Genomic DNA, 12,964 nt, shown 5'->3' on the forward strand with positions numbered 1-12,964 from the left:
CAAGCCAAAGCAACTTCCATACCATCTTTCCTCACCGAAGCCCTTTGCACGTTTTTCAACCTACCGATCTGTGATAGGTTCTGTTTACTGACTAACACAAAATCTTAAAGTTCCTGTGGCTGATGGTTTTAGCAAACCTGTTAAAGTCCATTCAAGAACTTCTCCAGAACGTGTTGCATTACAAGTATTTCCACTTGGTGTTAGGCCGCAACTTAGACTGCCAAAATTAGTACCAGTTGGTAAACTATCTTTTACTTTGACATTCTGTAGGTTCTTCACACTATTATTTTTATAGGTGATCTCATACTCCAGATTTTGCTGTTTTGTGGCTTCGTTATTCACTAAAAAGCCTAAAGAATCAGATGGAGTTGAAGAACAGCTGGTTACTGCACGTACTTTTTTTGTCAGTGTTAATCCTGCACTGCCAATAAGTGTCACATCCTGACGTTGTTGGGTTTTCTGGTCTGTGAGGTTTAATGCACTCACAGCATAGCTTGCCTGTAGCGTTCCAATATGCTGTGCACCAGCAAAAATATTGGTCGGTGCAAATACACGTTGTACAAGACAGATATCAGTGTTTGGTTGCAACAACACAGTACCTGAGGCTGTTGGATCAAACACTGTTTCACCTGTATCAACGGTACCGTTACAGTTGGTGTCTTGGTAAACCAATGCCTGCCAAGGTTGATCATTGTTTGAGTTTGATTGGGTTTGTTCCAACTTTGTTACCCAAACAGGGGCCTGGGTACTTAAACGGTGTGGATAATCAGTCACTTCACCTGCGGTAATGGTATGTTGTCCATCTTCTGTTAGAAGTACATTGAGTTTAACATCGGCAAAGTTATTGTTTGGATAGCTGGTCGCACTTGTGTTTGCTACCGTTATACTATCGGCACTGACAGAAATATATTCAGGTAAATTCTGCTGAACAATACAAAATGATGATGGTAATAAGCTTTGTTCAATTGAGAAAGCATAATCACCATTTGCACTTGTCACTGTTGAAGCTAATTGTGTAGTACTACAGTTATTCAAACGAATTGTACTATTTGCAATCCCAACTTCACCTGCATCTTGTATGCCATTATATGCTTTACTCACATCCAGCGTTGTTCCACTATTATCAACAAATACTCGTCCAGTAATATCAACGTAAATAAGCTTCGTATTTGTAAACGTACAAGTAATATCGGCGCCCTCTTTTATGCGAACAGCGGGAATCGTCACAATATTATTCACACGCGTCCAAAAAGTACCTGTATTTCCTGTTACACCGCTATTTGCATCTACACAGCTAACACCTGATAAGACATATCCAGCTAAAGCACTTTCTGTAAAAGAAACATCTGTATTTAATGTTTGCGCCCAAAGCTGTTGTGCAGAGGTTGCTGTGGTTCCTGCTGTCACCGTAGTTACAGAATCCGTGGTAACTGCTGTTGTACTATTTACAAGATTGCTAAGATTAATATAGTTAAATGTACCCGTCCCATTCACAGAGTTTTTAGCAATCTTAATTTTTGCACCATCTATAATATTGATACGTGCAGGAACACCTGTACTTGTTATTGAATCATAGTTAGCAGTAGAACAATTCCCACTGAGCGACAAACCAATTGAACCATAACCACCTGCTGACCATTCACTGTCTCCAGCATACACATTACGGTTAGCAATACGATAAACAATTCGGTGATAACCTGTAGAAAGAGTATTTGACGTTGTTACTGTTTGAAGACCACTACCACTATAAGTATTCATGGAACCAGCAACAACACCATCAACCATGATATAAGCTCCATCATCCACCCCCACACCTGCATTTCCTAAACAGACTGAAACGGTTGAAGGATTATCTACATAAATTCCTGTGGTAAATTCCCACGCTCGGCGGTTATCACCAAGATCACCATTATCTGTTGGCTTATTTAGTAAATTCAATGTAACAGAACGATCTGAATCTGTACTCATGTTCGCAATAATTCGCTGGATCATGGCTGAAGCTGAGGTACTTGATGCACCATACACAGAGTCCCGTACGCTATTTCCTCCTGAAATCAGATAAGCACCTGTAGGACTAGATTGTATTGTAGGCCAAGCACCTAATATCGAAGTACTATCATCTGAATAAGCTCCACTTTGCGTTGTACCACCTGTTCCCGTATAGCCTACCCAAAAGGCACCATTTGGACGATATTCATTTTGTGCATTTGTTCCCCAAACTTTATAGAGTGTTTCACTAACACCGCTACCTGGGTTAAATTCATCACTATAAGCTTTAACTGTTGCCTGTTGTGCAGTTCCTAGTACCGCATTACTCATCGTGGCGTAAGTAACCAATAATTGCTTCGTTGCACCATTTGCCATACTACTACCAAGGTCACAATTCCAGTTATTGCCACTTGGTACACAGGCTGAACCACCTATCACACTTACAGAACTGACGTTAACTCCTGTTTGTGGTGCTGCAACATAGGTTGCTTTTGGATTGGTAGCACTATCTGGCCCTTCATTTTTAATATTGATGGTTTGTGTACCAACTCGTCCTCGTACAATCGTGGGTAAATCAGGAGTAATTGTAAAACGAGCTTCTTTGATAACTGGGTCTGGTGTAATTGCTGTTGGGTTAACGATCACGGCATTAACAAAACTACTCACTGGCGTATATGATGAGGTTGACTCTATTGTTGCTGTATTGGTTAACGTACCTACTTCGGTTGCTGTACCCTGAATCGTGATTATACAGGTTGCTGTTGTTGCACCTGTAAACAGTCCCGAAACTTTCCAGCCTGCGGTATTATCGCCTGTTAATGTAGGAGTACAGGAAGTAGTAACAGGGCTTGAACCTCCTGTACCTTGTGTCGTAGCTGGTGTTCCGACAATAGAAACATTTTTTAAACTGACTGGGAGTGTGTCATTAAAAGGTAAATTTACAACTGTCCCACCCAATGTTGCACCTGATGGCGTATTATTGGTAATAGTTAATTGATATTGCATCAATGAATTAACAGGAACATTATCCAATTGTGTCCGTACGAATGTTCCTGTGTTGCCTACACGTTGAGCTTTAACTAGAGCGATGTCGCTATCAACGTCCATACTTGAGATACCAAAAAAGAATGAATCAGCGGCGCTATCTATCCAGGTACCTCTACCATCACCTCGTATATACATATCAAAAACTAAAGTTGTAATTCCTTTACCTTTAATATAAATACTACCGCTTGCTCCACCTTGATCACTTGTTGCACCCTTTCTAGATGCATTATTCGTAATATCATTACCAATCACTGATAATTCTTTACTACCAGCTAAGCGACTAAGCACTGGTAGTGAACTTAAATTACTACTAACCAATGTAAATTCTGCACTATAACCTAAACCGCCTACAACAGCCCCCCCCATCCCTGCTGCCTGCAATATAGGATTAGTTACAGGTCTATTAAAATTAACCTGAACCCTACCAACATAAACTCTGTTTGTAGTCGATACATTCAATGCTGCAAAACCTGTAGCCTTGATAAACATTGCTACGCCATAATTGGCAGTAGTATCAGATGAACTGCTGCCTGCTCTAATACCACCATTGGTACTATAACACCCAGAGCCATTTGTACATCCAGTTGGAGCGTTTTGTAATGAGGCAGCGAACATATTATCTTGCCCACTGCCAATCGATACTAAGGGTTGAATTACATTGGTTGCTTCTACTGTTGCAGCTGTGCCCGCACCACCTATCATTAAATTAGGTCTATTAGTAATAGATCCTTGATAAGACGCCGAATTAAAAGCGGAATTGGTTATCGTATATGTAGCAGTAGTAAGCGGCGCATAATCAACATAATTGTTATCACTTGGATTGTTGGCATTTAACTTAAATGTTGTTACAACTGGCCCTGCTGTTGGACCCTGCCCAGACCCTGAGCCTGAAAAAATCTCAATCGTTGGCGGTGCAGCCAATACATTTTGGCTACACATCAAACAACTTAAGATAAACAAAACCAAAGTATATATATAACTAACTTTATGATTCATCATGCTGTAATTAGAGGTATTCTTTTTCATTTTTTGCTTACTGACCCACATAGCGCACCCCGAAATTAAATTCATAACTTTGGTTTGCAGCCACACTATTTAATGTTCCTGAAACCGCGCCAGCATTACCAACTGTAGGAGCCGTCATACTACTACATGATGTGCAGATAGGCGATTGAGATAAAACTGTATAGGCAGGCGTCATGTCTCTAAAGGTAAATGCAGTACTCATAGCAGTAGCACTTGTATTGGTTAAAATCACCTTATACAAAACACATTGACCTTGGCCATTTGCTTGTTTACCGATATTGAGACTATTTGTTGTATAGGACTCATCAGCTGTGCCATTACAATCAAAATCACGTGCTTGCAACTTACTCAACTTCAATTGTCTCTGATTCACTGTAGTTACATCAGTAATTGATGCCAAAACTTGACCATTGGCATTATTCGTTAAATTAATCGTGGTGGTATTCGCTTGGGCAATATTATTTGCTACAAGATTTTTAACCTGAAGCAATAATTTGACTTGTGTATGTGCTGCTAATTTTCCACCTGGCAAGTCAGCTAAACTTCTCATCACCAAATCCCCAGCATCAAAAACACCATTTCCATTTACGTCATAGAAAAGAGTGCTGTTAAACTCAACCTGATCGTTATTCGAAAGAAAACTATAGTTACCTGTATAATCAACATCAGTATTATTGGTTAAAAGATGACTATAAATGACGGTGCCTAATGGCGAGACTTGTCCACGAAAATTTGGCGTGAATTCTACTTTAGCTACAGAATTGACACTTTGAATAGTAATCGCATCCATAATAATATCTTGGCTCGGATTACTACTATTATTACCACTTACAAAACTTGTAGAAAGAGCGCGGAAATAGATCGGTGTAGTTACACTACTGTTCAATTGATCCACTTCAACAACAGCACAGATTAACTGACTCTCACCATTATTCAGATAGATGGTTTTACCTGTTTCGCTACCCATGACATTACAGTTTGAACCATTTCCAGAAACATAAAAACGAACACGGTTCACGCCATTAGGCAAAGTTAAGCTTGTAAAATTACTCGTCGAGTTCGCACTAAGTAAATATTCAGTTCCAATACCAGTATGGCTCACTTTTAATGGAAATATTGCTTGCCCACTCGCAACAGGATTGGTACTTGTTGCGGCAATCACGGTTTTCCACGGATTACCAGCATTATTAACATTCCCATTACCCAAACCATTGTTTTCAGGACTATTCGTCAAATCAACTAAACGTGCTACCGTTGTGGCAAGTAAATTACCCTGATCTTTAATCAAACTCGTTTTGCTAATATCACCTAAAGACTGAGCTTGAGGTGAAACTTCGAATGTCGTATCAGTCGTTACAGCATAACTACTAGGTAAACGTACTTTAACAACGATTGGTAAATTTACGCCTGCGGATAATAAACCTGTATCAGGAATACCATCTCCATTGCTATCTAATAAAGGGGTTACGCCATCTGCACGATAAAATTCAATTTGGCTACCTGTCGGAAATGTACTGTTAGTTAAAGTGAGGTTAAAACGATCTGTGGTATTCCCTATATTCCAGACATAGTTGGTAAATTTAAGTTCACCACCCTGGGGAACCGCACTGGCCGTAATGGTATTGGTATTATCACTGACGTTGCTTGCACTACCATTCATTTTGACAGCATAGACTGGAGCAACATTTACAACTGCTGTATTACTTGTGTCTGTCGTTGGCCCTGTTACATTAATGACGTTCTCAATTTTCCCTGCAATGCTTTTATTAATTTTTACATTAAATTCGATATAGCCAATCGTATTCGCTGGAATATTGGTTAGGGTTGCGGTAACAACATTCGAGGTGACACTATAATTAATTCCTGTTGGATCGGCTGTTCCCCCCACTGCATCATATACAGTTACGCCATTCCATTTACCAGTATTTACTTCATAGGTTAAATTGCTTCCTAACGTGTCAGTCAAGGTTGCCGTTGGTACAATTGTGTTTGTTGGATTTTGATAATCCAGACGTATGGTGACCACATCACCATTTGCAGCAGTGATTTGAGAGAATTTTTTACGCACCACCAGAGTTGACTGGTCAGTTACAGTTGCCTTGTCAACATTGCTATTTGTTCCACTCGCGCCATTCGCAGATGTCACCATCAAAGTTAAATTTGCAACTTTTCCTGTGGTAATCGTATTCGGTATGCTTGCTGCAACAATTAGTCCAACTGACTGACCTGCACCCAATGTATAACCTGTAATCGCTGATCCATCGGGAATACCATCATTATTGGCATCCAGATAAACCATCAGGCTACTATTCACAAAATCAAAATCATCACCAGTGGGATTATTGCTTACAGTGAAAGTATATTGATCTGTCTCATTACTGGTGTTGGTTAAGATATGGTTAAAATAAACTGTCTGTCCCGCCACTACTGTTTTGTTATTGGCTGCCACCAAATTTAATGAGTACACAGGCAAAATCGTGGTTTGGACAAGATTTGAACGCGCCACCTGTACAACCGTTGAGCCCTCTTCGCTATATTCACCAACTGCCATGTTACTGATGATCGAGTTGGTTGCAGCCCAGGCCGATTGCTGGACCATCAACACGCACAGCAAGGTCAAGACCCAATTAAACAGTTTTGGGCGGTTATTATTTAGTGTATTGATCATCTTCATGCTCTAATATCCGCTCTGTTTTATGGGCTTACCCGAATGGAGAAATACATGGCAGCCTGCCCCTGCGGTGCAAGCGTACCCACATTTCCTGCAATTTGATCTGTATTTACAGTCACTGTCCCCTGCGTGATTGAAGGAGGTAAACCTGTACGTAAATTGCTATAAGCAGGCACAACGTCATTGATTACGACATTACTGGCAGAAGTTGCCCCTTCATTTTTAAGGGTTAAACGGTAAGTCACACACTGATTTGGTTTTACTTGAAGCGGCGTACTTCCATACACTGCATTTATTACAGTTACCGACGTTAAGGCACAATTTTCATCTTTAGTTTGTTCTTTTGTTAGGCGTAGTTGTGTTGGATCAACTGTAGTTAAATCAGTATTTTGTATATCAGCCAAGGCCAGCCCCTGAATGGTATTGTTTGCTTTCACCACAATATTCGCCACACTAGACATACCATTGGTTGCCGTTGTTGGTGCCTGGACTTTTAAGAGAAGTTGAATTGAAGCTTGCGGCGCTAAACCACCCGTAACCGTAGATAAGTCATTAATGAGTGGATCAGTTGCATCAATCACGCCATTATTATTGGCATCATGATACAAAGTATAAGTAAAGGTATCATTTGGGTTTTGCGGAATAACACTAAACGTGATCTGGCCTGCTGCATTCCCCTCAACCACAGTCCCTGTATTCTTTAAGGTATGTAAATAGACAACTGTCCCACCAATATTGACCCGACCCTGCCGATCATTTGCCAGTGTCATTTGTCTCTGGATAATATCAACTTGGTCCTTAATACTATCCGCCTGTGCATTCATTGGGGATTTTATCGCAAACCAAATAGGAAGATTAGCCAAGTCTGTATTAGTGGGAACAGTGACAACAGCACAATATTTTTTGGTTGCACCCGCTGCTACATTGCCAGTACTGCTGATTACATTTCCTAGGCTTTGGCAATCATCACTCGTATCATAGAATTTCACTATCCACTGGGCAGGCAAACTGGTACTGATATTATTGACATCAATTTCAGCAACCGAAGCATATAAATTATAGCTATTCGTTACCGTACTCTTATTCTCTACAACCAAAGGAAATACGGCTGTTCCACCCCTAACTGCTGATTTATTTACCCATGCCTGTCCACCAGGTGATGTAACAGCACCTATACCAGTTCCTGAACTATCATTATTGTACAAGTCACTAGAACCTGCGGTATTGGTATTGTTTAATCGATTACGAGTACTATTGGTAATTGCTGTATCTGTAACTGAAGTTGCCTTAACATCAAAATCTAGTATTTCATTAGTCGCTGTAACACAATTGGCAGGGAAATAAACACCAAGCACAATTTTTTTCGATGCGCCTGCTGCCATCGAACCTGTATCAATAATACCGTCAGCATTACTATCTGTCAGTAAAGTACGCCCATCGGACTGGTATAAGCGTGTGACTGCACAACTTGGGACATTTGCACTTTTTGTAATGTTTAAATTATAGCTGTCTGTCGCCTGTCCTGTATTCCAAACATAATTATCAAACTGGATTTCTTTGGCTGCACCAGTAAATGTGTTTGATTTGGTGAGCAAGTCATTCGTTCCTCCATCAGTATTTCCAACAGAAGAGTTATTCAGTATCACCCCTAAGGTTTGCTGAACTGTAAAAATAACGGTATTGGTTGATGTATCTTTTAACAAGGTAGTTGTATTATTTTTATACTGTTTATAGTTAGCAGTGTTATTGATTTTTTCCGCTGCATTCGGATTAACTTTTACCTTAAAACTAAATGTACCTTTGCTTAACGCAGTAATGCCTGTGAGTTTAAATTCCACCTCACCACCCGCATATTTATAGTTCATAACTGACTCAGCAGTACTGCCTGCTTCATTGTCATTATCTACATCTGTTAATGTACTTGCGCCATTATTCCAAATAGCTGTTCCAGCTTGGTAACTTACACTGCTCGGCAAAGTATCACGGACAAATAGTTGACCTAGTGCAGTCCCCGTATTGTTATAGGTAAATGTATAGGTAACTTCTGTGCCTGTTTTACCTGTACTGATATTTTGAGATTTTGTGACCTGAATAACCGCATCATCAACCACTTTTGCAACATCTGAGACAGTGTCAGACACATTACCTGAATCAAGTTGACTGGTTGAAGTTAAAGTAAAGTTTGCAACATGACCTGCGCTAATGCTGTTGACTGGAATACTTCCCACCACAACCACAGCCACAGACTCACCTGCTTCTAAATTCAGAATTGCATTATTGAGTAAATTATTATTGTCATCAGGCTCACCATTTTGATCCCGATCCGCATAAACTGCGATATTTTCTAGATCAAACTGGTCATTTGTAAGTTGATTCAGTGTAATTTTATAGCTATCAGCAATATTTCCCGTATTGGTGAGTACATGAGGAAAATTGAGTTTACTGCCAATAGTTCCGATATTCTGCTGATTGCTTTGCAGGCTCAATGAGTAAATAGGCTGAACTGTGAGGATAACGGGATTGGAGTTGATGACTTGCAAGTTGCCTTGCTCATCATAAAAGTCACCACTCGCTATGTTAGTAATGCTGCTTCCCGCCTTGGGTTGAGCAAAAACCACAGGGCTATAAGTAAAAATAAATAAACTAAGACAGCAGGCAAAAGAAACTCGTGAAATAACACTTCCCTTGAATCGACTTACCATATCCAATAACCCACTAAAATCATAAAAATAAATTCTTGTTGATGATTTTTCAACCAAAATACTACAGAAAGCCAACTTTTCATACAAAAATGTAGCAAGTCTATTGGTTTTTATCAAAAAAACCAACCAACACTCACTTAATTTTAAATCAGAGACCAAAAACACACTATTTATTATTAAATTTCGATTTTAAGTTAAAGTTTAGAAGAATCCTATCACAATAAAAGCAAATATTTTATCTCTTTCAACACAGAAAATGACCTAGACGAATACTGTCAGTTTGAAGCATAAAACAAACATTCACTGCATAAGAATGTCATATCAATCATTAGACCTCCTGCAAAAGTAAAAACTGCCTCAATATAGATTTCTATTTATGGGGTCTTATCTGGAAAAAAGGAAAGGTTTGATGGAAGATTGGGCTAGGTTTTGTTTGATCCTAGACAAAATAATGGACAGCACTTCCGTCTAAAGATAACCTAACTTTAATCTTTGGAGATTCAAGAAATGGCTAAACGTTTTAGTCCTGAATTTAAACAGCAAGCGATTGATTATGCACTTTCAAACTCACACGAGCCTATAGCTGCAATCGCCCAGAAATTAGGTGTGGGTTATTCAACTTTAGACAAATGGATTCGTGAAGCCAATCCAGTGGGTTCAAGCAAACGTCAACTTTCACCAGAACAACAGCGGATCTTGGAATTAGAGAAAGAAGTCAAACAGCTCAAGGAAGCCAATGACATCTTAAAAAAAGCGCATGTGTACTTTCTAACAGATCATGCCTAGAAAAGTACACGGTAATTCAAGATCTAGATATGAATGAAGTCACCGTATCTTCTGCCTGTAAATACCTAGGTGTCAGCACTTCAGGCTATTATGCCTGGCGAAAACGTCAAGCCAATCCAGCACAGAAATATAATGACTTAAAAGCCGTATATTGGCAGCATCATGCACGATTGGGGGCACCTTCATTAGTACATGACATGCATGATTTAGATTACAACATGAGCGAACGTACTATTGGAAGGATGCTAAAAAAGCTTGGTTTACGTAGCAGGATTGCACGTAAATACAAGCATACGACTGATTCAAACCATCGTTTGCCTACAGCACCCAACTTGTTGGATCGTCAATTTACGGTCAATGAACCCAATAAGATCTGGACAACGGATATTAGTGTGCCGCAGCAAGCGGCGTAAGAGATGAGGGTATGGCCCCTCGCTATCGGCTTGCAGGAGCAGGTAGCAAACCACCATAAGCGGCTTGGATCAAAAGTCCCGGTCGTGAGCGTTATGGAAAAGGCGTTGTAAAGGCGTCAGGTAAGAATTAGGAAGGCGAACAACAGTGAACTGCCGTTCAAGTGTCGAAAGTACTCAAATGACATCAAAACCGGGGATGGATGTTGCCCCGCGATTAGTTTGGCCGTTACCTGCTTACGGGCCATTCGGTGTCCGGCGTAGAGGCAGCGCGATCCTAATTCAGGCTCTTATGCTGAACTGTGGGAACCTTCGGTGGCGATGTCAAGCGAAAGGCACAAGCTCAAAAGGCAAGGCCGACAATAGCAATGCGCCACCAAGGGGCGGAGCAGCTCGTAGTAGTGTTGAAGTTACCGTAATAGTAATGGAGCGAAGGGGCTGCATTATCCCGGTCTGCGGTCTTGTCAACTGTACAAGCAGGAGGAACAAGGCTTTATGACCAAACCATTTAACATTCCTAAAGCGTTAATTTGGGAGGCATTCAAAAAAGTCAAAGAGAATGGTGGCGCCTCAGGCGTCGACCATGAATCTATTGAGCAATTCGAAAACCATTTAAAAGGTAACCTGTATAAGCTATGGAATCGACTTTGTTCAGGCAGTTATTTTCCACCGCCAATCAAGGGTGTGCCGATTCCAAAGAAATCAGGTGGCGTACGTATGTTGGGTATTCCGACAGTAGCGGATCGAGTAGCACAGACGGCTGTCAAACTCTTGTTGGAGCCACAGATTGATCCTCTATTTCATCCAAACTCTTATGGCTATCGTCCAGGGCGTTCTGCCCATGATGCGATAGCTATGGTGAGGCGACGAAGTTGGGAGTATGACTGGGTTGTGGAGTTTGATATCAAGGGTCTCTTTGATAACATCGATCATGATCACTGATGCGTGCACTCAAGAAACACTGCGAAATCCCATGGATTCTTCTATACGTAGAACGCTGGTTAAAAGCACCCATGCAAGACATAGATGGCCATCTTTTAGAAAGGAATCGTGGCACACCGCAAGGTGGTGTTGTAAGTCCTTTGTTGGCAAATTTATTTATGCATTATGCTTTTGATATGTGGATTACCAAGAATCTTACGAGTGTAAGATTCTGCCGCTATGCGGATGACGGAGTGATTCATTGCCGGAGTTTATCTCAAGCCAAACTTGTTTTACAAAAGATTGGTGCACGATTTCGTGAATGTGGGCTCGAATTGCATCCAGATAAGACAAAGATTGTTTATTGCCAAGATATTAATCGTCGCAAAGCATATCCCGATGTTCAATTTACTTTTCTCGGATACACGTTTAGGCCCCGTAAGGCTGTAGACAAATATCAAAGGGTTTATGTGAATTTTTCTCCGGCGGTCAGTCGTGATGCACTTAAGGCAATGCGGCAGACTATCCGGAGATGGCATCTACATTTGATGTGTGAGCGTGAATTAACTGATCTATCAGCAATATTTAATCCAATTCTTCTAGGCTGGCAACAATACTATGGTCGTTTCCATAGTTCAGCGATGTCAGTGATTTGGAGACACATGAATGCATATCTTATACGCTGGATGAGGCGTAAGTATAAAAATTTAGCCCGTCATAAAAGACGAGCTAAATATGCCTTAGGGCGGCTTGCACGTGATTTTCCAAATGCCTTTGTGCATTGGAAAATGGGATGTTTACCACCGGTTGGATAATGGGAGCCGGATGAATCGAGAGGTTCACGTCCGGTTCTGCGAGGGGCTAAGGGTGAAATTCCCTTGGTCTACTCACCCCTATATCCGTACTAAGCAAGGTTGGCTGTATTTGTGTGTGATGCTGGATCTATTCAGCCGTCGTATCGTCGGTTGGCAAATCAGCCATCGAATAGACCGTCAATTGGTGTGTGATGCGTTTCATTATGCAATGGCTCGTCAGGGGTATCCAATGGGTGTCATGGTGCATTCGGACCAAGGCTCACAGTACTGTAGTCGTGATTTTAGGACGCTATTATTGACGAATAACTGCGTTCAAAGTATGTCACGCAGGGGAAACTGTTGGGATAATGCAGTGACCGAAAGCTTCTTTCATACATTGAAAGGTCATGTGGTCCATGGCAGTGTGTTTGCCACTCGAAAAGAAGCGAATACTGTCTTGTTTGACTATATTGAGATTTATTACAATCGGGTCAGAAGGCATTCCGCAAACGGCTAGTTAAGCCCAGAAGCCTTTGAACAGAAATATTTTAAGAATTTAGAGGGATTTGTTGTCCACGATACTGTCTAGGATCAATTCAGCCAAATTTTCATTAGATA

Annotated in this window: 5 protein-coding genes and 2 pseudogenes; 4 read left to right on the top strand and 3 right to left on the bottom strand. The window is 40.8% G+C overall.

Features of this window, described 5'->3' with window-relative positions:
• Positions 1 to 84: 84 nt before the first annotated feature.
• From NQ782_RS08080 to NQ782_RS08090, 3 genes are read right to left on the bottom strand one after another with little or no spacing between them, the layout of a single operon-like run.
• Positions 85 to 4,083, bottom strand: a complete 3,999-nt coding sequence (locus NQ782_RS08080) for an SdrD B-like domain-containing protein (RefSeq protein WP_267581186.1) — start codon at positions 4,081 to 4,083, stop codon at positions 85 to 87.
• Entirely contained in the window at positions 4,070 to 6,736 is a 2,667-nt protein-coding gene (locus NQ782_RS08085; RefSeq protein ID WP_267581187.1) for an isopeptide-forming domain-containing fimbrial protein, read from the bottom strand. The genes NQ782_RS08080 and NQ782_RS08085 overlap by 14 nt, the downstream gene beginning before the upstream one ends.
• A 20-nt stretch (positions 6,737 to 6,756) precedes the next feature.
• A complete protein-coding gene (locus NQ782_RS08090) occupies positions 6,757 to 9,435 on the bottom strand; it encodes a hypothetical protein (protein ID WP_267581188.1) in 2,679 nt (892 codons plus the stop codon).
• Positions 9,436 to 9,942: 507 nt separating this feature from the next.
• Here NQ782_RS08090 and NQ782_RS08095 point away from each other — a divergent pair.
• The 4 genes and pseudogenes from NQ782_RS08095 to NQ782_RS08110 form a co-directional block, all read left to right on the top strand.
• Positions 9,943 to 10,613, top strand: a pseudogene (locus NQ782_RS08095) (IS3 family transposase); the annotation flags it as partial.
• Positions 10,614 to 11,126: 513 nt separating this feature from the next.
• Positions 11,127 to 11,573 (top strand): reverse transcriptase domain-containing protein, encoded by a 447-nt coding sequence (locus tag NQ782_RS08100; protein ID WP_254946359.1) that lies wholly within the window; start codon positions 11,127 to 11,129, stop codon positions 11,571 to 11,573.
• Complete coding sequence (locus tag NQ782_RS08105; protein WP_254946360.1) at positions 11,573 to 12,367, top strand: reverse transcriptase domain-containing protein; 795 nt, start codon at positions 11,573 to 11,575, stop codon at positions 12,365 to 12,367. Before NQ782_RS08100 ends, NQ782_RS08105 begins: the two co-directional genes overlap by 1 nt.
• 64 nt (positions 12,368 to 12,431) lie before the next feature.
• Positions 12,432 to 12,935: pseudogene (locus tag NQ782_RS08110) on the top strand (IS3 family transposase); the annotation flags it as partial.
• Between the last annotated feature and the right edge of the window lie 29 nt (positions 12,936 to 12,964).

Source organism: Acinetobacter sp. BD54 (assembly GCF_044778325.1).
Taxonomy (GTDB): Bacteria; Pseudomonadota; Gammaproteobacteria; order Pseudomonadales; family Moraxellaceae; genus Acinetobacter; species Acinetobacter baumannii.